The 26,113-nt window shown below is 69.2% G+C and carries 28 protein-coding genes; 18 read left to right on the plus strand and 10 right to left on the minus strand.

The features are described from left to right. Window positions 1-106: 106 nt before the first annotated feature. The 3 genes from PSC72_RS22070 to PSC72_RS22080 form a co-directional block, all read right to left on the minus strand. Complete coding sequence (locus tag PSC72_RS22070) at window positions 107-1,039, minus strand: HhH-GPD family protein (protein WP_274323582.1); 933 nt, start codon at window positions 1,037-1,039, stop codon at window positions 107-109. Between the two features lie 84 nt (window positions 1,040-1,123). Further along, entirely contained in the window at window positions 1,124-1,897 is a 774-nt protein-coding gene (locus PSC72_RS22075; RefSeq protein WP_274323583.1) for a TMEM165/GDT1 family protein, read from the minus strand. Between the two features lie 197 nt (window positions 1,898-2,094). After that, window positions 2,095-2,901, minus strand: coding sequence for a helix-turn-helix transcriptional regulator (locus PSC72_RS22080; RefSeq protein ID WP_274323584.1), 807 nt, complete (start codon window positions 2,899-2,901; stop codon window positions 2,095-2,097). Between the two features lie 313 nt (window positions 2,902-3,214). Between PSC72_RS22080 and PSC72_RS22085 the strand changes: the two genes are divergently transcribed. Together PSC72_RS22085 and PSC72_RS22090 are read left to right on the plus strand one after the other, a co-directional pair. Continuing rightward, the gene (locus tag PSC72_RS22085; RefSeq protein WP_274323585.1) at window positions 3,215-4,273 is read left to right on the plus strand and encodes a DMT family transporter; all 1,059 of its coding nucleotides are present in this window, start codon (window positions 3,215-3,217) and stop codon (window positions 4,271-4,273) included. A gap of 75 nt (window positions 4,274-4,348) precedes the next feature. Beyond that, entirely contained in the window at window positions 4,349-5,014 is a 666-nt protein-coding gene (locus PSC72_RS22090) for an HD domain-containing protein (protein ID WP_274323586.1), read from the plus strand. A gap of 42 nt (window positions 5,015-5,056) precedes the next feature. On the opposite strand, the gene PSC72_RS22095 is transcribed toward PSC72_RS22090, so the two are convergent. Then, on the minus strand, window positions 5,057-5,842 hold the full coding sequence (locus PSC72_RS22095) for an enoyl-CoA hydratase/isomerase family protein (RefSeq protein WP_274323587.1): 786 nt from the start codon (window positions 5,840-5,842) through the stop codon (window positions 5,057-5,059). Between the two features lie 125 nt (window positions 5,843-5,967). Between PSC72_RS22095 and PSC72_RS22100 the strand changes: the two genes are divergently transcribed. The 8 genes from PSC72_RS22100 (at window position 5,968) to PSC72_RS22135 (ending at window position 12,243) form a co-directional block, all read left to right on the plus strand. Then, complete coding sequence (locus PSC72_RS22100; protein WP_274323588.1) at window positions 5,968-7,368, plus strand: cryptochrome/photolyase family protein; 1,401 nt, start codon at window positions 5,968-5,970, stop codon at window positions 7,366-7,368. Window positions 7,369-7,568: 200 nt separating this feature from the next. Beyond that, window positions 7,569-8,180 carry a superoxide dismutase gene (gene sod, locus PSC72_RS22105; protein ID WP_274323589.1) on the plus strand — a complete coding sequence of 204 codons (612 nt, stop codon included), beginning with the start codon at window positions 7,569-7,571 and terminating at the stop codon, window positions 8,178-8,180. Between the two features lie 124 nt (window positions 8,181-8,304). Further along, window positions 8,305-8,601, plus strand: coding sequence for a DUF5827 family protein (locus PSC72_RS22110; protein WP_274323590.1), 297 nt, complete (start codon window positions 8,305-8,307; stop codon window positions 8,599-8,601). Window positions 8,602-8,620: 19 nt separating this feature from the next. Continuing rightward, on the plus strand, window positions 8,621-9,424 hold the full coding sequence (locus PSC72_RS22115; protein ID WP_274323591.1) for an ATPase: 804 nt from the start codon (window positions 8,621-8,623) through the stop codon (window positions 9,422-9,424). Between the two features lie 80 nt (window positions 9,425-9,504). Beyond that, window positions 9,505-10,398 (plus strand): SDR family oxidoreductase, encoded by an 894-nt coding sequence (locus PSC72_RS22120; RefSeq protein WP_274323592.1) that lies wholly within the window; start codon window positions 9,505-9,507, stop codon window positions 10,396-10,398. Then, window positions 10,395-11,315, plus strand: coding sequence for an alpha/beta fold hydrolase (locus PSC72_RS22125; RefSeq protein ID WP_274323593.1), 921 nt, complete (start codon window positions 10,395-10,397; stop codon window positions 11,313-11,315). Before PSC72_RS22120 ends, PSC72_RS22125 begins: the two co-directional genes overlap by 4 nt. After that, window positions 11,312-11,611: a hypothetical protein gene (locus PSC72_RS22130; RefSeq protein WP_274323594.1), complete on the plus strand. Its 300-nt coding sequence runs from the start codon at window positions 11,312-11,314 to the stop codon at window positions 11,609-11,611. Before PSC72_RS22125 ends, PSC72_RS22130 begins: the two co-directional genes overlap by 4 nt. A 56-nt stretch (window positions 11,612-11,667) precedes the next feature. Next, a complete protein-coding gene (locus tag PSC72_RS22135) occupies window positions 11,668-12,243 on the plus strand; it encodes a hypothetical protein (RefSeq protein WP_274323595.1) in 576 nt (191 codons plus the stop codon). Between the two features lie 27 nt (window positions 12,244-12,270). Here the strand turns inward: PSC72_RS22135 and PSC72_RS22140 are convergent, their stop codons facing one another. After that, window positions 12,271-12,846: an MBL fold metallo-hydrolase gene (locus tag PSC72_RS22140; RefSeq protein WP_274323596.1), complete on the minus strand. Its 576-nt coding sequence runs from the start codon at window positions 12,844-12,846 to the stop codon at window positions 12,271-12,273. 221 nt (window positions 12,847-13,067) lie between these two features. On the opposite strand from PSC72_RS22140, the gene PSC72_RS22145 reads away from it, so the two are divergent. The 7 genes from PSC72_RS22145 (at window position 13,068) to PSC72_RS22175 (ending at window position 19,292) form a co-directional block, all read left to right on the plus strand. Beyond that, on the plus strand, window positions 13,068-13,649 hold the full coding sequence (locus PSC72_RS22145) for a HalX domain-containing protein (RefSeq protein WP_274323597.1): 582 nt from the start codon (window positions 13,068-13,070) through the stop codon (window positions 13,647-13,649). Beyond that, window positions 13,636-14,322, plus strand: a complete 687-nt coding sequence (locus PSC72_RS22150) for an RAD55 family ATPase (protein WP_274323598.1) — start codon at window positions 13,636-13,638, stop codon at window positions 14,320-14,322. The genes PSC72_RS22145 and PSC72_RS22150 overlap by 14 nt, the downstream gene beginning before the upstream one ends. Window positions 14,323-14,855: 533 nt before the next feature. After that, window positions 14,856-18,014 carry an FAD-binding and (Fe-S)-binding domain-containing protein gene (locus tag PSC72_RS22155; RefSeq protein ID WP_274323599.1) on the plus strand — a complete coding sequence of 1,053 codons (3,159 nt, stop codon included), beginning with the start codon at window positions 14,856-14,858 and terminating at the stop codon, window positions 18,012-18,014. A 72-nt stretch (window positions 18,015-18,086) separates the two neighbouring features. Further along, on the plus strand, window positions 18,087-18,281 hold the full coding sequence (locus PSC72_RS22160) for a cold-shock protein (RefSeq protein WP_006883802.1): 195 nt from the start codon (window positions 18,087-18,089) through the stop codon (window positions 18,279-18,281). Window positions 18,282-18,283: 2 nt separating this feature from the next. Beyond that, the gene (locus PSC72_RS22165; protein WP_123537499.1) at window positions 18,284-18,478 is read left to right on the plus strand and encodes a cold-shock protein; all 195 of its coding nucleotides are present in this window, start codon (window positions 18,284-18,286) and stop codon (window positions 18,476-18,478) included. Window positions 18,479-18,480: 2 nt separating this feature from the next. Continuing rightward, window positions 18,481-18,675 carry a cold-shock protein gene (locus PSC72_RS22170; protein ID WP_123537499.1) on the plus strand — a complete coding sequence of 65 codons (195 nt, stop codon included), beginning with the start codon at window positions 18,481-18,483 and terminating at the stop codon, window positions 18,673-18,675. A gap of 203 nt (window positions 18,676-18,878) precedes the next feature. Further along, window positions 18,879-19,292 carry a DUF5778 family protein gene (locus PSC72_RS22175; RefSeq protein ID WP_274323600.1) on the plus strand — a complete coding sequence of 138 codons (414 nt, stop codon included), beginning with the start codon at window positions 18,879-18,881 and terminating at the stop codon, window positions 19,290-19,292. A 38-nt stretch (window positions 19,293-19,330) separates the two neighbouring features. On the opposite strand, the gene PSC72_RS22180 is transcribed toward PSC72_RS22175, so the two are convergent. The 4 genes from PSC72_RS22180 to PSC72_RS22195 form a co-directional block, all read right to left on the minus strand. Next, complete coding sequence (locus PSC72_RS22180; protein WP_274323601.1) at window positions 19,331-19,630, minus strand: hypothetical protein; 300 nt, start codon at window positions 19,628-19,630, stop codon at window positions 19,331-19,333. A 55-nt stretch (window positions 19,631-19,685) separates the two neighbouring features. Further along, window positions 19,686-21,875, minus strand: coding sequence for a ribosome rescue protein RqcH (gene rqcH, locus PSC72_RS22185; RefSeq protein WP_274323602.1), 2,190 nt, complete (start codon window positions 21,873-21,875; stop codon window positions 19,686-19,688). A 637-nt stretch (window positions 21,876-22,512) separates the two neighbouring features. Further along, a complete protein-coding gene (locus PSC72_RS22190) occupies window positions 22,513-23,202 on the minus strand; it encodes an MBL fold metallo-hydrolase (protein WP_274323603.1) in 690 nt (229 codons plus the stop codon). A gap of 118 nt (window positions 23,203-23,320) precedes the next feature. Further along, window positions 23,321-24,997 carry a tRNA uridine(34) 5-carboxymethylaminomethyl modification radical SAM/GNAT enzyme Elp3 gene (locus PSC72_RS22195; RefSeq protein ID WP_274323604.1) on the minus strand — a complete coding sequence of 559 codons (1,677 nt, stop codon included), beginning with the start codon at window positions 24,995-24,997 and terminating at the stop codon, window positions 23,321-23,323. Window positions 24,998-25,139: 142 nt separating this feature from the next. On the opposite strand from PSC72_RS22195, the gene PSC72_RS22200 reads away from it, so the two are divergent. After that, window positions 25,140-25,535, plus strand: coding sequence for a cupin domain-containing protein (locus PSC72_RS22200; protein ID WP_274323605.1), 396 nt, complete (start codon window positions 25,140-25,142; stop codon window positions 25,533-25,535). A gap of 3 nt (window positions 25,536-25,538) precedes the next feature. On the opposite strand, the gene PSC72_RS22205 is transcribed toward PSC72_RS22200, so the two are convergent. Further along, window positions 25,539-26,087, minus strand: coding sequence for a cupin domain-containing protein (locus PSC72_RS22205; protein ID WP_274323606.1), 549 nt, complete (start codon window positions 26,085-26,087; stop codon window positions 25,539-25,541). Window positions 26,088-26,113: the final 26 nt, after the last annotated feature.

Below are 26,113 nucleotides of genomic sequence, written 5' to 3' on the forward strand. Positions count from 1 at the left end.
GCTCGGTCCCGGGCGATATCGTCGACCGGTCGCACCACTGCATACCTGTTCTCGGCGGTCGAGCGGGATAATCCCTTCAGGTGGGACCGACAGGCGACCGTTCTGACTACTGGAGCCGAGCGACTGTCTCGTCGTCCCGCTCCTCGACCCGGACGAGGCCGTCGTCGGCCAGGTCCGAGAGCAGTCCTCGGAGCCACTCGCGGCCGTATTCGCCGTCCGGGGCGTAGTCGACGCGGATACGCGGGCCGAGTACGTCGAGGGGCAACTCGTCGTGCTCGCCGAGCGTCCGGACGATCCGCCCGCGGAACTGCCGCCTGCTCCCCTCGAACGCGGGCTGTGTCGGGACGTCCGGCGCGGTGAAGTCGCCGGTCTCGTAGGCGTGACACCACTCGCGCCACGGACAGGACTCGCCGTCGCACTCCGGCGTCTTCTCGCAGGCCACGCCGCCGAGTTCCATGATCGCGTTGTTCCAGACGCGGGACTCGCCCTCCGGCATGAGGTCGGCGGCCACCCGTTCGAAGGTCGCGTCGTCGTCCGGCACGTCGAACGCGCGGTAGAGGACGCGCTTGACGTTCGTGTCGACGACGGCGTCGCCGTTGTCGAACGCGAAGCTCGCGACCGCGTTGGCGGTGTAGGGACCGACGCCCATCAGTTCCGCGAGTTCGTCGGGCTCGCGGGGGAACTCGCCGCCGTACTCGGACTCGATCTGACCCGCCGCCTCGTGGAGGTACTTGGCGCGGTTGTTGTAGCCGAGGCTGTGGTCGCTCCAGAACCCGACCACGTCGGCGCGGTCGGCGGCCGCGAGATCCGCGGTCGTCGGCCACCGCTCCAGGAACGCCTCCCATGCGGTGACGACGCGGCTCAACTGGGTCTGCTGGCTCATCACCTCGGAGACGTGGATCTCGTAGGGGTCGTCGGTCCGTCGCCACGGGAACTCGCGGTGGTCGGCCTCGTACCACTCGACCAGCGCCGCCCGGACCGCCTCGACGTCCTCGGGGAGATGGTCGTCCGCACCCACCGACTCGTCGGCCTCGCTCATCGCTCACTGCTACCGGTCGAACTCGCTTGGGTGTGGCGATCAGCGACGCCGGACGCGGCGCCGACCGTCCCGCACTCGTTCCCGTCAAGCGAGCGCCGCGAACGCCGGCATCGCCGCCGCGACGCCGCCCCAGATGCCCTGGAGGACGGCCGCGACTGCGTCGACGACCGTCTCCCAGACGGAGAAGCCGGTGAAGATGGTCAGGAAGGTGTCGAGGCCGAAGAAGAAAAACAGCGCCGCGCCGGCGAGGTGGGCTTTCACCGCGTCGAAGCGCCCGGAGAAGGTGCTGAAGAAGTACGCGTTGGCGAGGCTCACCGGGATGATGACGAGCATCTCGCCGACCCAGATGCCCGGGTGAGCGCCGTACTTGACGGCGAGGCTGATGGTGACAAGCTGGGTCTTGTCGCCGAACTCGCCGGCGGCCATCATCGCGAAGATGGGGAGGAAGTTCCCGAAGCGGTTGGGGACGTCGCGGCCCAGCACGGACACGTCGAGCTCCCCGCCCGCGCTCGCGACGCCGGCGACGCCGCCGTCGGTCTCGGCGAGGGCCTCTTTCCCCCCGCTCGGCTGGACGCCCCCGCCCTCCGGGATGGACCGGAGGAGCAACACGCCGAACAGGAGGAAGAGCCCGCCAGCGATGCCGTCGAGGTAGACGGGCGGGAGCGCGCCCTTCAGCGCCTGCCCGAACCAGATCTCCAGTGCCGTCCACCCGGCGAACGCCAGCCCGGCGGCGCTGACGACCGTGCGCGGGTCGAACCGCGTCGCCAGGCCCGCGATGATGAACTGCACCTTCTCGCCCGGCAAGACGACTAGCTGGGCGACCATCGCGGCGACCATCACGGTGAGGAACCCGTTCACGAGCGACTCACCCGTACCGCCGCGCGGACCGTCTCGGCGTCGCTGTCGGTGACGTATCCGACGGACGCGCGACCGTTCATCGGCTCGGATTAGACCCGTCTAAATCATAAGTCTGGCGGCGCAAACACCCCCGCAGTGGCCGACGGCGAACTGGTCGGATCCGGCCGGTGGCGCCTCACTCCCCAGTCGTTCGGGAGTCAGTCGGTATCGCAGTCGGCGATGTCGTCCCGGTCGAGCGGCGTCGCGTCGGACCAGTAGCGCTCGAAGGCGTCCTCGGCCCACGACACGACGGCCGGGTCGTCGGTATCGATCGACGCCCGCAAGACGCCGCTGTCGTCGCGGACGAGCAGGTGGACCCTGTCGTCGACGAGCGTCCCGGCGAGGGGAACGCCGTCGTCGCGGACGCGGACCGACGCGGCGTCCGCGCCGAGGAGCGTCTCCAGCCGCCGCCTGAGCGTCGACTCGCTCGCCAGCGCGTCGATGGCGCTCCGGGAGAAGACGCCGCTGAACGAGACGTCGCCGTCCGCGGCGCGCTCGGCCGTCAGCGCGAGCGTCTGTTCGTTGAACGCGTGGGAGAACGCGCAGATCGTCTCGGCCTCGCGCTCCAGGTCGATCAGCCGCTGGAGCGGCGCGTTGGGCCGCGTCTCGGTCGGGACGGTGATCGTCGCGTCGGCGAGGCGGGCGAGGTCGAACTCCATCGCGTCGGTCGGGAGGTCGGCGACGATGTCGCGGAGCTGTCGCTCGGTCTCCAGCACGTCGAGGAGGTCCGAGAACGCGCTCGCGACGAGCCGGCCGGTCGCCGTCGCCTCGTACGCGCCGTCGCTCCGCCGGACCCACGACCGCTCTTCGAAGTCGCCGAGGATCCGGCCGAGCGTCGCCTGGGACGCCCCGGTCTCCGCCGCGAGGTCCGATCGGCTCCGCGACCCCGTCGCGAGCGACTGCAACACCTCCACCCGGTTGGCCGAGAGCGCGAGGAACTCCACGTCTTCGAGCGCCGCGTCCATACCCGACCTGACGGCCGTCGGGCTAAACCGTTTTCGGGGTCCGGACGGCTCGCGTGCCTTTGCGGCGCATCTGGGCCCGCACGTGACGGCCCGACGCCGGCGTCCGCTTGCACCCCGCGCCGCGCTTGCACGGGGTGAAAACGAAGCACGGGACGCGCCCGTTTCTCGCCGCTCAAAATTTTCTAAACGACACTATAAGGCTACGTATCCTACGATATGGTAAGATGCGATATCTCGATATCTCCTCGCCCTCGACGCGTTCGCCCCCCGCCGCAGGCGTGAGCCGCAGCCGACAGCTAGCGGAGGTGTCGGCGTGATCAGTCGCAAGAGCATCCTCGCGTTCCTCGCGACGAGCGTCTTCTTCGGCGGGACGTTCGTCGCGGCGAAGGCCGGCCTCGACCACTTCCCGCCGCTGCTGTTCGTCGCGCTCCGCTTCGACGTGGCGGCGGTCGTCATGTTCGCGTTCGTCGCCCTCACGCGAGAGCGCGCGGACCTGATCCCGCGGACCCGCGGCGACCTCGGGGGCATCGTCGCGACGGGGCTGTTCGCCATCGGGCTGACGAACGCGCTGCTGTTCGTCGGCCAGCAGTACGTCACCAGCGGCGTCGCGTCGATCATCGCGAGCCTCAACCCCATCCTGACGCCCGTCTTCGCGGCCGTCCTGCTCGCCGACGAGCGGCTCTCGGCGCGCGGCGCCGTCGGGATGGCGCTGGGCCTGCTCGGCGTCGGCCTCGTCGCGAACCCGGACCCAGCGGCGCTCCTCTCCGGGGGCGTCTTCGGGGAGTCGGTCATGCTCGCGAGCGCCGTCTGCGGCGCGCTCGGGTCGGTGCTCATCCGCCGGGCCGACGCCGACCTCTCCAGCACCGTCCGGACCGCGTGGGGCCTCCCCCTGGCGGCGGTCGTCACCCACGCGCTGAGCCTGGGCGCCGGCGAGTCCGTCGCCGCCGTCTCGTGGAACGCCGAGTCGCTGCTCGCGCTCGGGTACGTGGCGCTGTTCGCCGGTGCGCTGGCCTACATCGCCTACTTCGGCCTCATCGACGACGTGGGCCCGATCCGCGCGAACCTGGCGTTCTACGTCGTCCCGGTCGTCGCGACGCTCGGCGGCTGGGCGCTGCTCGACGAGACCGTCTCGGCGCTCGCGATGGCCGGCTTCCTCGTCATCTTCGTCGGCTTCGCGATCATCGGGAGCGACTCCCTCGACGACCCGTGGTTCCGCGGTACGCTCCCCGGTCGGATCGCCGCGTCCGACGGCATCCTCCCCCTCGACGACGCCTACGCGACCGAGAGCGGTTCGTCCGGGCAGTCCGACGCCGAGGCCGCGTCCGACTCGCGATTCAGTTCGGACGCGCCCGGCTGTCCTGCTGACGACTGACTGTCCGGCCCCGTCCGGTCCCTCGACCACTCCACAACGACTTTGCTGTCCGGCTTTCGACGGTCCAGACGCCCTATGACGCGAGACCTCGGTCCCCTCGCGCGAGACCTGTCGCTACCGTACTACGAAGACGCCCTCCCGGCCCACGACTGCTTCCACGCCAAACGGGTCCGCGACCTGTCGATCCGGTTGGCGGACCGCTCCGAGCGATCCGTCGACCGGGACGTCCTCGCCGCGGCGGCCTGGCTGCACGACATCGGCCGGCCGCTGGAACGGACGGGAGCGATCGACGACCACGACCAGTGGGCCGCCGCGGAAGCGGTCGACCTCCTCGACGCCGAAGGCGCGTCGACAGAGACGATCGACGCCGTCGAACACTGCATCCGCGCCCACAGCATCCGGTCAAGTTCGCCGGACCCGGAGACGGTCGAGGCCGAACTGCTGTTCGACGCGGACAAGCTGGACGCGACCGGAGCGGTCGGGCTCGTCCGGCTGGCGTGCATCGTCGGCGAGCGCTCGGGCAGAACTGGGGAGCGATACGCGGCGATCGACGACTCGTCGATCCCGGGCGCGGACGAGCCGGACGTGCCCGACGTCGCGATCCTCCGGGAGTGGGCCAGAAAGCGACTGGATGCGTTGCAAACGCCGCCCGCTCGCCGCCTCGGGGAGTCCCGGTGGCAGTTCATGGACGACTTCTTCGCGCAGTTCTACGCCGAGATCGGCGTCGACGGGGAGCGCTGATCGGCGAGCGATTGCCGTCCCGACGCTCGGCGGCGCCGCTCGTCACTCCCCCTCGAACTCGGGGTCGCGGCTCGCCACGAAGGCGCGGACGCCTTCCTCGTGGTCGTCGGTCGACGCCGAGACGATCTGGGCGGCGGCCTCGTTCTCGACGGCCTCGTCGAGCGAGCTCGTGAGCCCCTGTTCGACGAGGCGTTTGGACTGTTTCAGCGCGACAGTCGGCCCGGTAGCGATGCGGTCGACCGTCCCCGCGACGCGCGCGTCGAACTCGTCGTCGGGGAAGACGTGGTTGAACAGTCCGACCTCCGCCGCCCGCTCGGCATCGATGAGTTCGCCGGTGAACAGCAGTTCCTTCGCGACGTTCTCGCCGACCACTCGCGGCAGCAGATGCGAGGCGCCGGAGTCGACGTTCAGGCCGACCTGTCGGAATCCGAAGCTGATAGACGCGGACTCGCTCGCCAGGAGCACGTCGCAGGCGACGGCGAGGGCACCCCCGGCGCCGTAGGCCGGGCCGTGGATCTTCGCGACCGTGGGCAGGTCGCAGGTCGCGACCGCCCGGACCGCGCCCGCCGTCTCGTCGACGATCCGCTGGACGCGCTCGTGGGCGGGCGCCTCGCTCTCCAGCCCGTCGACCATCGCGTCGATGTCGCCCCCGGCGCAGAACGTCGGGCCGTTGCCGGCCAGGACGACGCAGCGGGCGTCGTCGGGGATCTCCTCCATCGCCGCGATGAGGTCCGTCGCGACGCCGCTGGTCAGCGCGTTGCGCATCTCCGGGTGGTCGAGCGTCACCGTCGCGACCCCGTCGGTCACGTCGAGTGTGACGTGTTCCATGTCGCGAGAGACGGTCGGCCGCCGCTTAAGCGTGGGCCTGGATCGAGACGAGCGGCGTCGTGGACTGCCGCTATCCCACACCAGTTTGGCGGTAGTTTGAGGGGGATTAACCGGATACCTCCCCTGTGAGACTCCACTGGCACCGCCGGGACCTCCGGGTCGCCGACAACGCGGGGCTCGCCGCGGCGGCCGAGGGCGGTCCCGTCGTCCCCGTCTTCGTCTTCGACCGCGGCGTGCTCGCCCACGCGGGGCCGCCGCGCGTCGCGTTCATGCTCGACGCGCTCGACTCGCTCCGGGAGCGCTACCGCGAGCACGGGAGCGACCTTCTGGTCCGCCGCGGCGACCCGCGCGAAGTCCTCCCCGACCTCGCGGCGGAGTTCGGCGCCGACGCCGTCACCTGGGGGAAAGAGGTCTCGGGACTCGGTCGCGAGCGCGACGCGGCGGTCCGGCGGGCGCTCGACGACGCCGACGTGGCCCGCCGGAGCGTCCAGGACGCGCTCCTGCACGACCCCGGTTCGATCCGGACGAACCAGGGCGAGGTCTACTCGGTGTTCACCTACTTCTGGAAGAAGTGGCGCGACCGACCGAAGGAGGACCCCGTGGCCCCTCTCACCTCGGACGACCTCGCAGATGTCGCCGACGACGAACCGCTCCCCTCGCTCGGCGACCTGGGCTTCGAGGAACCTGAGGCGACGGTTCCGCCGGCCGGGACCAGCGCGGCCCGCGAACTCCTCGCAGCCTTCTGTGCGGACGACATCTACGACTACGACGACCGGCGCGACTACCCGGCCGACGAGTGCACGTCGCGGCTCTCCGCCCACCTCAAGTTCGGGACCATCGGAATCCGGGAGGTCTACGACGCCGTCGCGGAGGCCAAGAGCGCGGTCGCGGGGACCGACTACGACGCCGCCGAGGAGTTCGAGTCGCAACTCGCCTGGCGGGAGTTCTACAGCCACGTCCTCTGGGACCGTCCGAACGTCGTCACCGAGAACTTCAAGGACTACGAACGGCCCATCGAGTGGAACCGCGACCCCGATGCGCTCCAGGCGTGGAAGGACGGCGAGACGGGCTATCCCATCGTCGACGCGGGCATGCGCCAGTTGCGGGCGGAAGCCTTCGTGCACAACCGCGTGCGGATGATCGCCGCCTCCTTCCTGACGAAGGACCTCCTCGTCGACTGGCGCGAGGGGTACGACTGGTACCGGGAGAAACTCGTCGACCACGACACCGCGAACGATGTCGGCGGGTGGCAGTGGGCCGCCTCCACGGGGACCGACGCCCAGCCCTACTTCCGCGTCTTCAACCCGATGACCCAGGGCGAGCGATACGACCCCAGCGGGGAGTACATTCGCGAACACGTGCCCGAACTCCGGGACATCCCCGCCGACGCGATCCACGAGTGGGACGAACTCGACCGGGGCCTCCGCGAGATGCTCGCGCCCGACTACCCCGCTCCGATCGTCGACCACAGCGAGCGTCGCGAGCGCGCCATCGAGATGTTCGAACGGGCCCGCGGAGACGGGTGAGTCCGGAGCGGACCGCGGGGCGCTCGTCGGCCCAACACCACGAGCGACTGATGGATCGATCCTCACCGCGGCGCGTTCTAGTTCCGGTGTGTTCCCCGGTCGTGGCGGCGGTTCGCGACCGATTGGCTGTGACTCTCTCGCATCCAGTTCCTCAAACTTTAACAGGTATCCAGCCGACCTCCGGATCGGAGGGATATCTTATGCCAGAACAATCCGATCCCGAGCTGCCACCGCTCCCGTACGACTACGACGCCCTCGAGCCGCACATCAGCGAGCAGGTGCTGACGTGGCACCACGACACGCACCATCAGGGCTACGTCAACGGCCTCGCCTCGGCCGAGGAGACGCTGGCCGACGCGCGCGAGTCGGGCGATTACTCGTCGACCGCGGGCGCGCTGGGCAACGTCACCCACAACGGCTGTGGGCACTACCTGCACACGCTGTTCTGGGACAACATGTCCCCGAACGGCGGCGGCGAGCCCGACGGCGAGCTGGCCGACCGCATCGAGGAGGACTTCGGCTCGTACGAGGGCTGGAAGGGCGAGTTCGAGGCCGCCGCGTCCGCCGCGGGCGGCTGGGCACTGCTGGTCTACGACCCCGTCGCCAAACAACTGCGGAATATCGCCGTGGACAAGCACGACCAGGGCGCGCTGTGGGGTGCACATCCCGTTCTCGCGCTGGACGTCTGGGAACACTCCTACTACTACGACTACGGCCCCGACCGCGGCAGCTTCATCGACGCCTTCTTCGAAGTCGTCGACTGGGACGAGGTCGCCGACCAGTACCAGACCGCCGTCGGCCACTTCGAGTAACGACGAGTCAGTTCACCTTCGCCGATTTTTTCGCGCCCGACCGAGTAGCCGCGGGTCCGACCACGCGAGCGCACGCCGAGCGTCTTTCGAGGGGTTTAGGCGCGGAGGGGGAGTATCCGTGTCCATGCCACGACCGAAGTCCGAGTTCGACGACCTGCGCCCGCTGGCGTTCCGCGAGCCCGCGGAGGTGCTCGACGCCGACGAGATGTACACCATCTACGAGGTCGGTCGCCTGCTCCAGGGCGTCGACCCCGAGGAGGAACTCGACATCGAGACGGAGAACGTCCTGCTCGACTGGGCCATCCCGTGGATGATGACCCACAGCGACGAGTTCGTCTTCGCCGAGCCGGAGGCCGACAACGACCCCGGTTACTACGGGCTCGCGGCGGGCGTCGACGCCTCCGACACCGCCGAGCAATGAGGGCGGCGGGAGGCGGTAGATGAGGATACTCGTCGCCGGCGGCGCGCGCGTCGACGCCGGGAAGACGACGTTCTCGACCGGGCTCGTCGCGCGGACCGACGCGGTCGGGTTCAAGCCGCGCGCCGGCAACGACTACTGGTTCGACCACGACGACGTCCGCACCGCGACGGCCGACGGGCGCCTCTACGGCAAGGACGCCCGGAAGCTCGCCGCCGCGAGCGCTGGCCCGGTCGAACCCGAGGACGTCAACGCCGTCCACCGGCTCTGGCGACCGTCCGCCGGCGGTGGGACCGGTATCCTCGGCCGAGACGACCGCGAGTTCCTCGTCGACCGCGTCGGCGACGGCTACGTCGTCAACGGGACCGTGGAACTCCCCGAGGCGGTCCGCGACGCGCTCCCGCTGGCCGACGCGCCGCGGGTCTCCTCCGTCGGCGAGTTCAACGGTCTCATGGCCGAGCGCCACCTGCCCGCCCAGCGCGGGCTCCTCGCCGACGTCGAGACCGCCGAGCGCGCCGTCGTCGAGTCCTACGCCGACGTGGCCCGGCCGTTTCGAGACGTCGACCCCGACGCCGTCGCGGTGGTCGAACCGGGTCGCGTCCGCGTCTACGACGGCGACCGCTACGCGAAGGGCTGCGCCGTCGCCAGCGGCGGCCCGGACGCCGGTCAACTGGAGGAGCGGGTCGGTGACGTGACCGACCTGGTCGACCCGGAAACCGAGGCCCGACTGCCGCCGCTGTCCGCCGACGCCCGGGCGGACCCGAAGTCGGTCGCCGACGCGTACCACCACGCCTACGACGCGGTGCTCGCGACGGCGTTCGAGTGACCGCGCGCCGGTGTGACCGCACGACCGCGTGATGCCGCCGGTCACCCAACAGCTAACCGCGACGCGTGCCAAACGATCGCATGAGGAAGACCGTCCTCGTCACCGGCTGTTCGTCCGGAATCGGCCGCGCGACGGCGCGTCGCTTTCTCGCCGGCGGGTGGGAGGTCTTCGCGACCGCGCGCGACGGGGCGGACGTCCGAGACCTCGCGGCGGCCGGCTGTCGAACCGCCGAACTCGACGTGACCGACCCCGCCGCCGTCGACGACGCCGTCCGGCGGGTGTTCGACGAATTCGGGCGCCTGGACTGTCTGATCAACAACGCCGGCTACGGGCAGTTCGGTCCGATCGAAGACGTCCCCGGCGACGCCGTGCGCCGGCAGTTCGAGGTCAACACGTTCGGCCCGCTGCAACTGATCCGGGCGGTCCTCCCGGCCATGCGAGCGCGGGGTCGCGGGACCGTCGTCAACGTGACCGCGGGCGTCGGCGGGTTGACGCCGCCCGGCCTCGGGATCTACACGGCCTCGAAGTTCGCGCTCGAGTCGGCGACCGACGCCCTCCGCCAGGAGGTCTCGCACCTGGGCGTCGACGTCGTGACGGTGGAACCGGGCTTCGTCGCGACCGACTTCTACGACCGCGCGCTCGCCGAGATCGAGTCGACGCCGCACACCGACGCGTACGAGGACCTCTATCGCGTCCTCGAATCCATCGACGTCGTCGAGCGCGGCGGCCCGGGCATCAACAGCCCCGAGCGCGTCGCGGACGTACTGTTCGAAGCCGCCGAGGCGCCGAACCCGAAGCCGGTCTACCGGGTCGGCCCGTCGGCGAAACTCGGCACCGCGGCGGGCGCGCTCGTCCGCGGTCGACTCCGGCACTCGCTCTCTCGGCTCGGCGTCCGCGCGCTCGCGAGCGGGCCGGCCCAGCGCGCGCTCGACCGGCGGCGGCCGGACCGGCCCCGGGGGGTGGTACGGCGATGACTGCGACGGACGCCAGCGACGGCCGCCTGCGCGGCGCCGCGACGCCGGACTGGCTCGACCGGTCGCGGTACCCCTTCGAGCCCGACCGACTCTCGCTCCCGGCGGGCGAGATCAGCTACGTCGACGAGGGAGAGGGGCCGACGCTGCTGTTCGTCCACGGCAATCCGACGTGGTCGTTCCTCTACCGGCACCTGATCTCGGGGCTGTCCGACGAGTACCGCTGCGTCGCGCCCGACCTCCCGGGGTTCGGGCTGTCGGACGACCCAGCGGCGTTTTCGTATCGGCCGCCGGCGCTGGCACGGACGCTCCGGCGGTTCGTCGACCGCCTCTCGCTGCGGGACTGCGCGCTCGTCCTCCACGACTGGGGCGGCCCGCTCGGGATGGACTTCGCGACGCGCCGCCCCGAGGAGGTCACCGGTGTCGTCGCGATGAACACGTGGTGCTGGCCGCGCGAGCGGGCGTTCGACCGGCTCAGCAGCGCGGTCACGCACACCCGCCTCGCCCGCTGGCTCTACCTCCGCCACAACGTCTTCGCGCGGGCGGCCGTCGCGCCGCTCGTTTTCTCTGCGGCGGTGAGCGGCCGGTTCGACCTCGCTGCCGCGCGGTACCGCCACTACGCGGCACCGCTTGCCGATCCCGAATCCCGACGGGCAACGTGGGTCCTCTCGGGGGCCGTCGGTCGCGCCCGGGCGTGGCTGTCGCGGATCTGGCGGCGCCGGCACGCGCTCGGCGAGACGCCGATCAGGCTGGTGTGGGGCGGCCGCGACCCGATACACGGGTCGTTCGTCCGCCGCTGGCGAACCGGGTTCGAGCGGACGGACGCGACGGTCCTCGACGGCGTCGGCCACTTCGTCCCGGAGGAACTGGGAACGGCGCTCGTCGAACCGGTCCGGCGGTTCGCGGGGGTGGGACGATGATCCGCTACCTCCTCGCGTGGGTCCACCGGACCGACTGGCTGTGGCTGATAATCGGCGGGTTCTACCTGCTCGCGTACCTGTTCTGGTACCAGGAGGCGCTGGCAGAACTCCCGGGGAGCCTCCGAAATCCGCCCGGCGACTACCCGCCCCACTGGCCGCTCGACTTCGCGGTGACCGGCCTCGTGGGGGCGGTCCTGACCTACCTCGGCTTCCGACGGGCGGCGGACCTGGCGACCGGTCGCCGCGAGCGGCGGACCCGATGGACGTATCGGTCGACCGAGGAGTCGATGCGGTGACCGGTCGGGAGCGCGACCGGCGGTCGACCTAACTGCGTACGTCCCCAATCGACCGCGTGGTCAACGCGTTCTGGCTGGACCGGGACCTCCGGCAAGCAGCGGCCTGGCTCGTCGACAGGCACGTGACAAGCAGCGTCTTCGAGTGCTCGATGGTGCTGACGACGGCCGTCCAGTTGCGCGGCCACGAGGACGACCTGTCGTTCACGCACGCCGACAACCCGCTGACGCAGTGGGCCGCCGACTCGTTCGAGAACTGGCAGTACCTGCGGGCGTACACCGACGCCGCCCACGAGGAGTGGCGCTACCGCTGGGACCACACGCCGGAGGAGTCACACGGCTCGTGGGAGCAGGTCGCCGGCCTCGACCTCGAAGCGGTCAGGGAACTCGACTGGCCCTCGACTGACCTGTCCGACCCGCCGCAACTCACCGGCGAGTGGGCGGCCGACGACTACGTCGACGCCTATCGCTACTACTACGCGAACGACAAGCGGCACCTCTTCTCGTGGGCGAGAGACCGCACCGAACCGCCGTGGATCGACGAGTACACCGTCGAAGACCCTGGCGACGCGGACGACGCTGGCGGCGCGAACGACGCTGGCGACGCGAACGAAGCGGACGACAGGTCGGAGTGACTGGAGAGCCCGGTTTCTGTCGCGAGTTCAGAACTGCGCCGCCCGGAGCGCGGTTTCGATGTGCTCGTACGGGTTCCCGGTGACGCTCTGTCCGTGGCCGGTGTGCATCTCCGCGAGGCTCGGCGAGACGGTGTCGAGGACGTACTCGATGCTGTCGATCAGGACGCCGCGGTCGCCCTCGGCGAGGTCCGTTCGACCGAAGCTCCCGTTGGCGAACACGAGGTCGCCCGCGAAGAGGATCTGGGGGTCGGCGGCGTAGAAACAGAGGTGGTCGTCCTTGTGACCGGGGGTGTGAAGCGCCTCGTAGGTGTGGTCGCCGAGCAGGACTTCCTCGCCGTCTGCGACGGCGTGGTCGACGAGTTCGTGGTCGGGGTCGAACCCCCAGACGTCGCAGTCGAAGGCGTCGGCGAGGGCCGCGGTGTTGCCGACGTGGTCGGGGTGGGTGTGGGTCAGGACGACCGCGTCGAGCGCGGCGTCGCGCTCGCGGATTTCGGCGACCGCGTCGAACTCGCTGCCGGCGTCGACCAGGACGGTTCGGTCGCCGGTGACGAGGAAGGCGTTGCTCGTGAAGACCTGCTGTCCCTCGGCGACGTTGGCGATCATGCGTCCCGGTTGGCCCGGCCGTCGTTAGAGCGTGTCGCTTCGGCGCGGTCGAATCGATCCGGGCCCGCGTCGAGGCCCGTCGAGCGGGGTCGCGGAGCCGGCCGCGGGACCGAGAGTCAGACCGCGTATCCGCCGAAAACCCGACGCTCTCTGCCATCTGGGCCGGGGCGGGTACCCACAGGGCTATGTGTGATGAACAACAACCACGCCGTAGAGAGCAGATGAAAGGATCGGACACGCCAGTCGTACTCATCGTCGAGGACGAGCCCGACGTCGCCGAGACGTACAACCTCTGGCTCGCCGACGAGTACGAGGTCAGAATGGCCCAGAGTGGGGACGAGGGGCTGGCGAAACTGGACGACGACGTGGACGTGGTCCTCCTGGACCGGATGATGCCCGGTCTCTCGGGCGACGAGGTGTTGAAGCGCATCCGCGACAGGGGTCTGGAGTGCCGGGTCGCGATGGTCACCGCGGTCGAACCGGACTTCGACATCCTGGAGATGGGCTTCGACGCGTACCTCTGCAAGCCCATCCGGAGCGAGCAGCTCCACGACACGGTGGAGAACCTGCTGGAGCGCTCGGAGTACGACGACCTGCTCCAGGAGTACTACTCGCTGGTCGAGACGCAGGCGACCCTGGAGGCGACCAAGAGCAGCACCGAACTCGCCGACCACGAGGAGTACGACCGACTGCAGGAGCGGATAGACGAGATCAGGGACGATCTGGGGGACGCGCTCGGCGGCATCGAGGGAGACGAGGACTTCATCGCGACGCTTCGGGGGTTGAGTGATGGCGAGGAGTAGCGACTCCGAACCGGCGTACGACCTGACCGACGTGCTGGAGTTCGACGTCCTCGAATCGGTCCGCCCCGGGTCGAACATCCTCGTCTCCGGCCCCGCGATGAGCGGCAAGGAGGACCTCGCGATGTCCGTGCTCGCCGACGGCGCCGCGGAGGGTCAGGGCGCGCTCGTCGTCACGACGGGCGACCGCGCCGAGAGCGTCCTCGACGACTTCCTCGACCGCGCCCCCGACGCCGACCCGTCGACCGTCAGCGTCGTCGACTGCCGCGGGGACGGCAGCCGCCGCGGCGAAGCAACCGCCTCGGGGAGTTACGTCTACCACGTCTCCTCGCCCGGCGACCTCACCGGCATCGGCATCGGGATCACCGAGTGCCTCGAATACCTCCACAACAACGGCGCCGAGAGCGGGCGGTTCGCGCTCACGTCGCTGTCGACGATGCTCACATACACGGACCGCAAGACCGTCTTCAAGTTCTGCCACGTCCTCTCCTCGCGGTTCGACTCGGCCGGGTACCTGGGCCTGTTCACCATCGACTCCAGCGCCCACGACGACCAGACGCTCCAGGTCATCAAGCAGGCGTTCGACGGCATGATCGAGATCCGCGAGGAGGACGGCCGCCGCGAAGCGCGCGTCCTCGGTCTCGCCGGCAAGCCCACCGAGTGGCGCGAGTTCTGACGCTCGTTTCCGTTCCACCGCCCGCCTTCGACTCCACCCTGTTCACGGCGCCGCGTCGCCCTCGTTGCTCCGCTCTGGCCCAGACACGGATCCACATCTCCGGTGCGGTCGACGATCCACTCGAACTCCTCGAATCTGATCGAACTCTGTCCACTACTATGGAGAATCTATGGGCGTACAATCGATATAACGTGTCTAAACTCCCCTTGTGGACAAGTTTTAACCGTCGTTCTCGGCGATCATCTATTGCGAAGTTCGGGCGTCGAGCGCCCGACGGTTGACGAAGCGTACCACACCGGGCGACCCCGCCCGGAACAGGCCGTGAGGTATCGCACGCGAACCGACCACTGCCAGCCACCGACGCCACACTGCCACTGTGGTGCTGTCATCGGACGCTACTCGGCCCCGAGTAGCGAGATCCCGCATTCTGCTTCGGGCGGGCGGCGACTCCGTCGAGGTCGCCCGCCCGCACTTGTCTCGACTCACCCGGCGAAGGCAGGGCTTTAATCGGTGGAAACGCGTAGGCGTCGGCCATGGGAACGAGCGACCGGCCGGAGTCCGACCCCGCGGGGGACCCGCGGGCGGACTACGACTACGCGGCCGACGCGGTTGCGCGACCGGGTCTGGTCGCCGACCTCCGGGACAGGGTCGCGGGCGAGGTCCGCTTCGACGACTACTCGCGACAGCTCTACGCGACCGACGCGAGTATCTACGAGGTGACGCCCGTCGGCGTCGTCTACCCCGAGTCGACGGCCGACGTGGCCGCCGTCGTCTCCTACTGCGCGCAGCGGTCGATTCCCGTCCTCCCGCGGGGCGGCGGCACCTCGCTGGCCGGACAGGCCGTCAACGAAGCCGTCGTCCTCGACTTCACGCGACACATGGACGCGGTGCTGTCGGTCGACCCCGAGGAGCGGGTGGCGCGGGCCGAACCCGGGGCGATCCTCGCGGAACTGAACGCCGAACTCGCGCCCCACGGCCTGAAGTTCGCGCCCGACCCCGCCTGGGGCGACAAGTCCGCGCTCGGCGGCGCCATCGGCAACAACTCGACGGGCGCCCACTCGCTGCAGTACGGCAAGACCGACGCCTACGTCGAGGAGTGCGAGGTGGTGCTCGCCGACGGAACCGTCACCCGATTCGGCGAGGTGACGCTCGACGAACTGAGGGACCGTGCGGACCCCGATGGCGACCTGGAGGGGCGCATCTACGCCGAACTCGCACGGATCGTCGACGAGGAGATCGAGAGCGTCGAATCGGCGTTCCCGGAGCTCAAACGCAACGTCTCGGGGTACAACCTCGACGCGTTCGTCGCCGAGGCCCGCGAGGCGCTCGCCGGCGATCGAGAGACCGTCAACGTCGCGCGACTGCTCGCCGGGAGCGAGGGGACGCTCGGTGTCGTCACGGAGGCGACCGTCTCGCTCGAACCGGTTCCCGAGACGAAGGGACTGGCGCTACTGACCTACGAGACGCTGCTCGAAGCGCTCGAAGACGTCCAGCCCATCCTCGAACACGACCCGGCGGCCGTCGAGGTGCTCGACGGCGTGCTCCTGGACCTCGCCGAGGAGACCGAGGAGTTCGGCGACCTCGTCGACTCCGTCCTCCCCGAGGGGACCGGCTCGGTCCTTCTCGTCGAGTTCTACGCCGAGTCCGACGAGGAGGGGAAACAGCGCGTCGCCGACCTGGTCGCCGACCGACTCGGGAAGACCGGCGGGAGCGGAGCGCCGGTCGACGCGGTCGGTGCCGACGCAGGACAGGCGGCGACCGAGGCAGAACCGGCCGAGGGCGCCGCGGAGACGACCGACGCGCCGATCCGGGCGTTCGGCGCCCGCGAGGCCCACGAGGAGGCCGAGCGCGCGCGGTTCTGGAAGCTTCGCAAGAGCGGCCTGCCGATCCTGCTCTCGCGGACGACCGACGACAAACACGGCAGCTTCCTCGAAGACACGGCGGTCCCGCCCGAGAACCTCCCCGAGTTCGTCGCGGACTTCCAGGCCGTCCTCGAAGCCCACGGGACCTACGCGAGCTTCTACGCCCACGCGGGCCCCGGCTGCCTGCACATCCGGCCGCTCATCAACACGAAGACGGTCGAGGGCGCCGAGACGATGGAGTCCATCGCCGACGACGTGACGGACCTGGTCGTCGAGTACGGCGGGAGCGTCTCGGGCGAGCACGGCGACGGCCGCGCCCGAACCCAGTGGAACCGGAAGCTGTACGGCGAGGATGTCTGGGGGCTGTTCCAGGAGCTGAAGTCGACGTTCGATCCGGACTGGCTGCTCAACCCGGGACAGGTCGTCGGCGTCGACGAGACCGACGTGGCCGCCGGCGACGCGCCCGACCGCGCCCGCACGGTCGACATGACCGAGAACCTGCGGTTCGACCCCGAGTACGCCTTCGACGCGGGGTTCGAGCCGACCCTGGAGTGGGACAACGACAACGGATTCCAGGGGATGGTCGAGCTCTGTCACGGCTGCGGCGGCTGTCGCGGCGGCCAGGACACCACCGGAGGCGTGATGTGTCCGACCTACCGCGCGGCCGACGAGGAGGTCACGGCGACGCGCGGTCGGGCGAACATGCTCCGGCAGGCGATGAGCGGGGACCTCCCCGAGGACCCCACCGACGACGAGTTCGTGAGCGAGGTGCTGGATCTGTGCATCGGCTGCAAGGGCTGCGCCCGGGACTGCCCGAGCGAGGTCGACATGGCGAAACTGAAGGCCGAGGTCGAGCACGCTCACCACGAGGAGCACGGCACGTCGATACGCGAACGGCTGTTCGCCGATGTCGACCGACTCAGCGCGCTCGGGAGCGCCACGGCACCGGTCTCCAACTGGCTCCAGAAGCTCCCGGGAAGCGGCCTCGTCGCCGAGCGCCTGCTCGGCATCGCTCGCGAGCGGACGCTGCCCACCTTCGAGCGGGAGTCGTTCGTCGACTGGTTCGCCGGCCGCGAGGCGGCCGTCCCGGAGAGCGAGGCCGAGCGGAAGGCGCTGGTCTTCCCCGACACCTACACGAACTACAGCCACCCCGAGGCCGGGAAAGCGGCGGTTCGCGTCCTCGAAGCCGCGGGCGTCCACGTGGACGTGCCCGACGACGTGACCGCCAGCGGGCGTGCGGCTCACTCGAAGGGCTTCCTCGATACGGCCCGCGAGCGCGCCGAGCGGAACGTCGAGGCGCTCGCCCCTCGCCTGGCCGACGGCTGGGACCTGGTCGTCGTCGAACCCTCCGACGCGGTCATGTTCCAGCACGACTACCTCGACCTGCTCTCGGGCGAGGCCGCCGAGACGGTCGCCGCGAACGCGTACGGCGCCTGCGAGTACGTCGATAGAAATCGCCTCGACGACGTCATCGAGTTCGACGCGCCCGCGGAGACGCTCACCTACCACGGCCACTGTCATCAGAAGGCGACCAAGAAGGACCACCACGCGGTCGGCATCCTCCGGCGGGCGGGCTACGAGGTGGACGCCCTCGATTCCGGCTGTTGCGGCATGGCCGGCAGTTTCGGCTACGAGGCCGAACACTACTCGATGAGCAAGGCGATCGGCGAGATCCTCTTCGAGCAGGTCGACGACAGCCCGGGCGAGACGGTCGTCGCCCCGGGCGCCTCCTGCCGGTCGCAACTCGGTGACCGCGACGACCGCGAGTCCGGCGAACGCCCGCCGCACCCGGTCGAACGGCTCGCCGACGCGCTCGCGACACCGCCGTGACGTGAGGTGTGATACCACCACTCGTACCATCCCGCCAGGTTTTAATAGGGGCATCTCCTCTCTGCAAACGCAATGGCGACCGGTACGGTAGACTTCTTCAACGACACTGGCGGTTACGGTTTCATCGACACTGACGACGCCGACGAGGACGTGTTCTTCCACATGGAGGACATCGGCGGTCCTGACCTCGAGGAGGGGCAGGAAGTCGAGTTCGACATCGTTCAGGCAGACAAAGGCCCGCGCGCCGAGAACCTGGAGCGACTGTAACCATGGCAAAAGGTAAGGTCGACTTCTTCAACGACACCGGCGGCTACGGCTTCATCGACACCGACGACGCGGACGAGGACGTCTTCTTCCACATGGAAGACGTCGGCGGCCCCGACCTCGAAGAGGGTCAGGAAGTCGAGTTTGACATCGAGCAGGCGGACAAGGGTCCGCGTGCGACCAACCTGGAGCGCCTCTAACGATGGCGAAAGGCAAGGTCGACTTCTTCAACGATACGGGCGGCTACGGCTTCATCGATACCGACGACGCCGACGAAGACGTGTTCTTCCACATGGAGGACGTCGGCGGTCCTGACCTCGAGGAGGGGCAGGAAGTCGAGTTCGACATCGAGCAGGCCGACAAAGGCCCGCGCGCGACGAACCTCGAGCGCCTGTAAGGCGTCTCGACGACGGGTTCTGCCGCATCCGCGGCACGTCCGTTCCGACGGCGAGCGACGGCCCCGTCACTTGCCGTCGATCACGAGCGCTCCGGGTCTTCCCCGGAGCGCCCCGAATATCTTCGGCGAGCGGCCGCGCTCGCGGCAATTCTGGCGACCCCAGACCGTGGGACACAAGAGCCAGCGGCTCGCACCTACGGGCAATGAGCGACGCCGACGCCGTCGACACGGACCTGTACCAGCGCGCGCAGGCACTCCTCGAACCCGGCGAGATCGAACTCGTCGGCCTGATCGTCCACACCGACATCTCCGGCGACCAGGAGCCGACGCTCCACGAGGCGACCCTGGAGATCGGCAACTACATCGCCGAGCACGCCGGCGTCGAGCCGACCGACACCTACGTCTACTCCGGCAACGACGACCCGGAGTTCGGCGTAAACCAGCACCAGGGCCTCACCCTCGACGGCGACGAGTTCGTCTGGGAGTGCCAGCAGCTCCTCCGCGAGGGGACCTTCGACGTGGTGTTCTACTACGAGGCCGACGTCGACCAGGACGGGCTCGTCGACGCCGTCCGCGAGGCCGGCTACGACGCCGTCGGCGTCGAACCGCGGGAGTGAGCGGCGCGGTGCGGTAGCCGGTTCCCGCCTCGCGGCCCTCACCCGGAGAGCTTCTCCAGACAGTTCCAGCAGTAGTCCGCGTGATCCCAGTTGTCCGCGTCGCACGCCCGACAGACGACCCGTTCGCCGGCCGGCGGGGATCGGTCCGGTGCGCGCTCGGTTCGGCTCCCGGCGGTTCGACGCATCGGCGACCCGGACCGGAACTCCCCGTTCTCCACGCGCGCGATGAGTTCGTCGTCCGCGACGTAGTCGATGAGGCGAAAGAGCGCGACGAAGCACAGCCCCGGCAGGAAGACGAGGACCAGCAGTCCGAGGATCCACAGCACCTCAGGGAGCATGGTTGACGTTAGCACTCCTCGGCAAATAGGTTTCGGGAAGGGGTCTGCGTCCCGTTCAGTCGTCGCTCATCCGACTGCCGCCCGGGGGTAGGAACTCCTGGATCTGGTCGGGGCTGGCGATCTTCCGGAGGAACGAGTCGTCGGCGAAGCGCTCCTTGAACTCGCGGTAGAGGCGCTTGGCGATGTCGTTCTGCGCGTAGCGGCCGGGTTCGACGCGGATCGCCGTCTCCGTCGCGGGCTCGATGGCGCTCGGCGGGCCGCCGATGACCCGCGTCTCGGGTTCGCAGGTGATCCCGACCGCGACGCTGACCTCCGTGTTCTCGTAGTAGGTCCGGTCGCCGCGGATGGCGAACCCGCCCTTCTCCAGGAACTCGCCGCTCTCGGGGGTCTTCGACACCTGGTCCGGGCTGACCTCGTAGACGTCGCCGGCGAACTTGCCGTCCTTCCAGACCGAGGAGTACGAGACGGCGAACTGGGCGGCCTCGCGCTTGCTCGACTCCGGGATGTCGACGTCGCCGTCGTAGGACTCGCTCGGCCCCGTGGCCTTCAGGATCGTCGCGGGCCCGCCGTGGGCCTGCGCGTGGAAGAAGCGGTCGCCGCGGTCGAGGTACTTCTTGACCAGGTCCTCGTTGTCCTCGGCGTCGCGCCCGCCGATAACGAGGAAGCCGTCGCTCGTGTGGAACCACCGGAAGTCCTCGTACCAGTGCTCGGACTGCCGGACCGGGATCGACGGCTCGGACAGCCAGTCGACCTCCTCGTCCTCGCCGCCCTCGTCGTCCGATTCGTCGCCGTCGCCGTCGGCACCGGCCTCGCCCGCCTCGGCGGCCTCCCACTCGTCGCGACGTTCTTTGACTTCCTCCAGTTCCCTGCGGGTCTGTTCGATGGCCTCCTCGGCGCCTTCCTTCTTGCCCTCGATGCGCTTGGCCTCCTTGTACAGTCGGTCGGCGTTCTTCTCGACGCCCTCGTTCGCGTCCAGCGTGACGCGCTCGCCGTCGATCTCGACCGTCACAGTCCCTTCGCTCCCGTCCAGGGTGACGACTGCCTCGGCGGCCGGAATGCCCTGCTCGGCACCCTCGGCGAATCGCTCCTCGATGTCGTCCCACGAGTGGTCGGCCCCGCGGGCCTCGCGGATCGTCGAGAGGATGTCGTCGACCAGGTCGTAGTTGGCGTACAGCGCCTCGGCGTTCTCGCGCTCGCGCTCGGCCTGCTCCTCGAAGTCCTCGATGGCGCCCTGCTGCTGCTGGATGATCCGCTCGTGTTTCTCGATCTCCGACTCGAAGTCCGGTCGCTGGCTGGCGCCGCCGGCCGAGTCGCCCGAGTCGTCGCCCTCGTCGCTTGCGTAGGTGAAGTAGTCGTCGAGCGCCTCGTTGAACGACTCGAAGGGCTCGCCGTAGCGCTGGTCGTACTCCGCCAGCGGGATCGGCGTCACATCCACGCGGCGGCCGTCGATCTCCCCATCCTCGTCGGTCGGGTCCTCCGCGTCGGGGTTCGAGAGCTCGTAGTAGACCCGCGGATCGAGGTCGCTGTCCGCCAGCCGGTCGGCCAGTCGCCGCATCGCGTCGTAGAGCGCGTGCAACTGTTCGTCGGTCGCTTCCTCGATGGGGACGTTGTAGTCGACGCCTGCGAGCGTGCAAAGCTCCTCGCCGTAGAGGCCGCCGAAGTTCAGCTGCGTCGCGAGCGTCCGCACGATGTCTGAGTCCGAGTCGCGCATCCGCGCCGCGAAGGCGTCGTAGTCGACGCCGAGCGGGTTGAACCGCGCGCTCGGGAACTCGTACTGGGCGCCCGGCGCGACCGTCCGCGACTTCAGGCGCACGGTTTCGAGGCAGTCGATCACCTCGCCGGTCCCGTCGAGGATGGCCACGTTGCCGTCGCCGAACAGTTCGGCGACCACACGCGTCGTCTCCTCGTCGCGCTCGAACGTGAGTTCGAGGATGCGGTCGAACTCGTACTGTGAGACGTCGGTGAGTTCGGCGCCCTGCATTCGATTCCGTAGCATCATCGCGAAGTTCGGCGGCCGCTCGGGCGCCTCGGGCACGTGGTCCGGCGCGGTGACGTTGACCCGCTTGTTCTCTCCGACTTCGACGAGCAACTCCGTGCGACCGTGGTCGTAGTGGCGCATCCGAAATCGCAGCAGATCGGCGTCGGGATAGAGATACACCTTGCCGACGCCCGCCCCCTCGTAGACCGACAGCTCACCCTCCAGCGCCGCGAGGTCGACGCTCGTCAGCTCCCGCTTTCTGTCCATATCCCAAGGTCCGCCCTCGGGCGCAAAGTCCTGTCGAACCATCTTTTTGGCCGGGGGGGGTGTCCTCGCTCACTGCGTTCGCTGCGGGCACCCCCGGGCCAAAAACATGGGTGAAAAAGGCCGGTCGCGACCGGTGAATCGCGCTCACTACGTTCGCGCGAATGCCTAATACAGCCCGAAGGGTGAACAATTGCGGTGGCGCGCGCTGTCGCGGCCTCCGTGCCGCGACGAAGCCGCGCGAGGGATGAGGAGCGCAACGCAGTGAGCACCGCAGTCGGTTGGGGAGGTGTGAGGCTGTCTGCGGTGCTGTGCGGGTGCTGTCCTGCGGTTCCTGGCGTTCTGGCGAGCGAAGCGAGCCAGGGCTCAGGAGCGTTTGCTCTCCTGGCGGACTGAAAGGGCGAGGCGGGCTCGCGCCGTAGGAGAGTCGCCTGAGCGGGCACTATCCGAACGAAGTGAGGATATCTCGCTCAGCGACCGCGAGCCCGCCGAGGGCTTTCATCGCTTGCTGTCAGTAGCGGTCGCTCTCTTTCAATTTCATTCCACAAGTTGATCCACAGAAACAACTGCTAAGGTAAGCATCTCGTAGTGAACGAAGCACGGAAACGACCCGCTCGGAATGGAAGAACGCCAGACGCCTTCAGAGCCGGGCCGCACATTCCAGCAGCTTGGTGCGACCATCCCGAATCAGCGGCGTCCCGTGAGCGACCGCCGCGACCTCGAACGACGGGACGCGCTCGGCCAGCCCGCGGATGCTCTCGCCGATCTCGCGCATGTCGTAGGAGTCGAACCAGATCGGCGGCGTGAGCCGACCGTCGCTCTCCCAGACGAGGTCGCCGAGGAACGCGACGCCGGAGTCGTGGACGAACACCGTGTGTCCCGGATTGTGGCCGGGCGTGTGAAACGCCGTGAAGCGGCCGATCTCCTCGCCGTCCTCCACGCCGCGCAGATCCATGTGGGCCGGGAGCGGGAACAGCCGCCGCGCGGCCCGGTGGAACAGCCCCTTGTGGTGGATCAGCTTCGGGTGCTGTTCCCGGCGGACGAGCGCCAGGTCGTCGGCGCCGATGTAGACCGGTCCGTCGAACTCTCCGTCGAGCGCTCGCAAGCCGCCGGTGTGGTCCAGGTCGTAGTGGGTCAGGAACACCCTGTCGACGTCCGCGACCTCGTAGCCGATCTCGCTCAGTTCGGCGCCGAGCGACGGCCGGTTCCAGAAGAGTCCGGGGTCTATCAGCGTGACAGTGCCGTCGTCGACGAGGTAGCCGTTGGTCGACAGCGGCGGGACCAATCCGAGGTCCAGCATCCAGACTCCCTCGGCGAGTCGCGTCGGCATGTACCGGGAAAGACACTCTCGGGACGGAAAAACCGCTCGCCCACGCCGATCTGTTCCGCCCGGGAGGGACGAGAACAGACACGAGAGTCCGACCGAAGCGAACGCCAGGTACGATCCCCTATAGACGCTTGCTCACGTACGGCCCGTCCTGCTTGTAGCCGAGCTTCTCCCGGTAGTACTGCCGGACGCCGATGCCCGAGAGGACTGCCAGCTTACCGTAGCCCGCGTCGGCGGCCAGCCGCTCGGCCTCGTGGAGCAGGCGCTTGCCGTAGCCGCGGTGCTGGTGGCCGTCGTCGTCGGCGGACTGCCCGACGCCGACCTCGCTCCCGTAGACGTGGAGTTCGCGGACGACGGCCGCGTCTTCCAGCTCCCGCCGGACGGGATCGTTCGGGAACCGTAGCCGACAGAACCCGACGAGGATGTCCTTCTCGCGGTCCTCGAAACTGATGAAGTGTTCCGTGCCGCCGGCGACTTCGTAGACGTCCGTGTCGAGGGTGATCTCCTCGGGCGTCTCGTCGTGGTGGCCGACCTCGCGACAGCGGATGCAGTCGCAGGTCCAGCCGTGTTCTTCCATCCGCTGGCGGGCGAGCTGGCGGAGGTTGGACTTCCAGACGCCGCCCTCGATGAAGTCCGCGGGGATGTCCCGCTGGACGCGCTGGAGGCGGGTGTACTCGGGGATCATGGACTTGATCTCCGCGACGAGTTCGGCGGCCTCGTCGTTGGAGAGCGGCTCGAACTCGTCTTTGCGCCACCAGTCGTAGGTGACGGTGCCCTCCACGACGAGGGTGGGGTAGATCTTCAGGAAGTCAGGGCGCCAGTCGGTGTTCTCGAAGATGCGCCGGAAGTCCTCAAGGCACATCTCCTTGGACATCCCGGGTTGGCCGGGCATCATGTGGAAGCCGACCTTGAATCCCGAATTGCGCAGCCGGCGGTTCGCGTCGATGGCGTCCTGCGTGCCGTGCCCGCGGTGCATCTCCCGGTTGATCCGCTCGAAGGTGGTCTGGACGCCCACCTCGACCTTCGTCGCGCCGAGGTCGAGCATCCGGTCGATCTGCTCGGGGTCGCACCAGTCGGGCTTGGTCTCGAACGTCGTCGCGACGTTGCGCACGTCGGCCGTCTCGTTCTCGGCGATCACGTCCTCGACGTAGCTGAACTCGTGCTCCTCGGGGTCCTGGGCGAAGCTCTCGTCCTCCGCGGGCTCGGGGGTCCCCTCGGGGTCGTACTCGTTCATCGCCTCCAGGGCGCGCTTGACGAACCACTCCTGGTAGTCGTGGCTCCGGGCGGTCATCGTCCCGCCCATGAGGATGAGTTCGACCTTGTCGACGGGGTGGCCGATCTGCCGGAGCTGTTCGAGCCGCAGGCGTACCTGCCCGTAGGGGTCGTAGTCGTTCTGCACGCCGCGGGCCGCAGCGGGCTCGTGGCCGGTGTACGACTGCGACGAGGCGAACTCCGAGTCCGGGCCCCCGGGGCAGTAGAGGCACTTCCCGTGCGGGCACCGGTGGGGCGAGGTCATGATCGCCACCGGCGAGACGCCCGAGGCGGTCCGGACGGGCTTGCGCTGGAGCACCTCCTCCAGTTCCTCGCGCCGGTCCTCCGGACCGAAGTCGATCAGGTCGGAGTTTCGCGGGACCTTCGGCGAGGAGTACTTCCCGCAGACCTCCTTTTTCGCCCGCTCGACGTCGTCTTTCTCGATCTCGCCGGCGAGGATGCGGTCGACCAGCTCCCGGCAGGCCTCCAGGAAGGCCTCCGGCTCGTCGGTCTCGGCCTCTGTCGCATCCGGCGTCTCGGTGCTCATCGCGTTGTCTCATTTCGTCGCCTGGCGCGAATAAGCGTGTCGCTACCGTGCAGACGCGTCCAGCCCGATACCGGTCGTCGCACGCCGGCGAACACGTTCGGGACCACTCGCTTTCGGTCGTCGCCCCTCGTCCCGACTAGAGATGCCAGCGACGGACTTCGACGCCGAACGGGAGTACGACGACGACCAGTTCTCGGCCCGGGGCGTGTTCGAGAGCGACCACATGAAGGTGGTCTGCGGGTACTTCGAGCCGGGGCAGTTCATCCCCGTCCACGCGCCCGGCAGCGACGTGGCCGTCCACGTCCGCGAGGGAACGGGCGTCGTCCGCGAGGGCGACACCGAGCACGAGGTGGAACCCGGCGACGTGGTGGTCGTCCCCGCCGACGTTGACCGCGGCGTCAAGGCCGACGAGGGCGGCAAACTGGAAGCGCTGCTCGTGACCGCGCCGCCGCCGACCGACGCCGAACACGACCCCGTCCGAGAGGGACTGCGCCGCGGCGTCTTCGATCCGGAGGCGGAACCGGCCGCGGACGACTGACCGCTACTCGTCCCAGTAGTCGACTTCTGCGTCCAGGTCGACCGTCTTCGAGATGTACCGGTCGTCGTAGTTGCCGGGCGCGCCGCCGGCGAACAGCATCGCCGCGCCGCTCTCGACCAGCACCGACATGTCCGGCTCGTTCATCGTCGAGATCACGAGGAACCGCGCCGTCTCCGCCCCGCGCGCTTCGACCTCGTGGGCGTGGTCCGGGCCGCTCGGGAGCGCGACGTAGTCGCCGGGTTCGAGCGCGCGTTCGGTCTCCCCGGCACTGCCCGCTCCGGCGCCGTCCGCTTCGTCGGCGCCGAGCCACAGCGTCAACTCGCCGCCGAGGACGTAGATGGCCTCCTCGTTGCCGGCGTGGTAGTGTCGCGGCCACGTCCGCTTGCCGGGTTCGAGTTCGTAGAGACTGGTCCCCAGGTCCTCGCCGCCGGCCGCCGCGCCGAGTTGCTTGCGGCGGAACTGTCTGTCGCCGTGGTCGTACTCGTCCCAGTCGAGGGCCGACGCTGTGACGACGGGGTCGCCGTGTCGGTCGCTATCGGATTCGTCCGCCATATCGACGGCACGTCCAGCGAGCGGAA

The sequence above is a fragment of the Halosimplex aquaticum genome, assembly GCF_028747785.1.
GTDB lineage: Archaea > Halobacteriota > Halobacteria > Halobacteriales > Haloarculaceae > Halosimplex > Halosimplex aquaticum.

Excerpts from the sequence above, each read along its gene's own strand:
- rqcH (WP_274323602.1), bottom strand. The coding sequence starts at position 21,875 with ATGGACAGAAAGCGGGAGCTGACGAGCGTCGACCTCGCGGCGCTGGAG.
- PSC72_RS22125 (WP_274323593.1), top strand. The coding sequence starts at position 10,395 with ATGACTGCGACGGACGCCAGCGACGGCCGCCTGCGCGGCGCCGCGACG.
- PSC72_RS22190 (WP_274323603.1), bottom strand. The coding sequence starts at position 23,202 with ATGCCGACGCGACTCGCCGAGGGAGTCTGGATGCTGGACCTCGGATTG.
- PSC72_RS22140 (WP_274323596.1), bottom strand. The coding sequence starts at position 12,846 with ATGATCGCCAACGTCGCCGAGGGACAGCAGGTCTTCACGAGCAACGCC.
- PSC72_RS22130 (WP_274323594.1), top strand. The coding sequence starts at position 11,312 with ATGATCCGCTACCTCCTCGCGTGGGTCCACCGGACCGACTGGCTGTGG.
- PSC72_RS22205 (WP_274323606.1), bottom strand. The coding sequence starts at position 26,087 with ATGGCGGACGAATCCGATAGCGACCGACACGGCGACCCCGTCGTCACA.
- PSC72_RS22120 (WP_274323592.1), top strand. The coding sequence starts at position 9,505 with ATGAGGAAGACCGTCCTCGTCACCGGCTGTTCGTCCGGAATCGGCCGC.
- PSC72_RS22150 (WP_274323598.1), top strand. The coding sequence starts at position 13,636 with ATGGCGAGGAGTAGCGACTCCGAACCGGCGTACGACCTGACCGACGTG.
- PSC72_RS22070 (WP_274323582.1), bottom strand. The coding sequence starts at position 1,039 with ATGAGCGAGGCCGACGAGTCGGTGGGTGCGGACGACCATCTCCCCGAG.
- PSC72_RS22170 (WP_123537499.1), top strand. The coding sequence starts at position 18,481 with ATGGCGAAAGGCAAGGTCGACTTCTTCAACGATACGGGCGGCTACGGC.
- PSC72_RS22080 (WP_274323584.1), bottom strand. The coding sequence starts at position 2,901 with ATGGACGCGGCGCTCGAAGACGTGGAGTTCCTCGCGCTCTCGGCCAAC.
- PSC72_RS22110 (WP_274323590.1), top strand. The coding sequence starts at position 8,305 with ATGCCACGACCGAAGTCCGAGTTCGACGACCTGCGCCCGCTGGCGTTC.
- PSC72_RS22175 (WP_274323600.1), top strand. The coding sequence starts at position 18,879 with ATGAGCGACGCCGACGCCGTCGACACGGACCTGTACCAGCGCGCGCAG.
- PSC72_RS22145 (WP_274323597.1), top strand. The coding sequence starts at position 13,068 with ATGAAAGGATCGGACACGCCAGTCGTACTCATCGTCGAGGACGAGCCC.
- PSC72_RS22200 (WP_274323605.1), top strand. The coding sequence starts at position 25,140 with ATGCCAGCGACGGACTTCGACGCCGAACGGGAGTACGACGACGACCAG.
- PSC72_RS22115 (WP_274323591.1), top strand. The coding sequence starts at position 8,621 with ATGAGGATACTCGTCGCCGGCGGCGCGCGCGTCGACGCCGGGAAGACG.
- PSC72_RS22095 (WP_274323587.1), bottom strand. The coding sequence starts at position 5,842 with ATGGAACACGTCACACTCGACGTGACCGACGGGGTCGCGACGGTGACG.
- PSC72_RS22165 (WP_123537499.1), top strand. The coding sequence starts at position 18,284 with ATGGCAAAAGGTAAGGTCGACTTCTTCAACGACACCGGCGGCTACGGC.
- PSC72_RS22195 (WP_274323604.1), bottom strand. The coding sequence starts at position 24,997 with ATGAGCACCGAGACGCCGGATGCGACAGAGGCCGAGACCGACGAGCCG.
- sod (WP_274323589.1), top strand. The coding sequence starts at position 7,569 with ATGCCAGAACAATCCGATCCCGAGCTGCCACCGCTCCCGTACGACTAC.
- PSC72_RS22155 (WP_274323599.1), top strand. The coding sequence starts at position 14,856 with ATGGGAACGAGCGACCGGCCGGAGTCCGACCCCGCGGGGGACCCGCGG.
- PSC72_RS22090 (WP_274323586.1), top strand. The coding sequence starts at position 4,349 with ATGACGCGAGACCTCGGTCCCCTCGCGCGAGACCTGTCGCTACCGTAC.
- PSC72_RS22160 (WP_006883802.1), top strand. The coding sequence starts at position 18,087 with ATGGCGACCGGTACGGTAGACTTCTTCAACGACACTGGCGGTTACGGT.
- PSC72_RS22180 (WP_274323601.1), bottom strand. The coding sequence starts at position 19,630 with ATGCTCCCTGAGGTGCTGTGGATCCTCGGACTGCTGGTCCTCGTCTTC.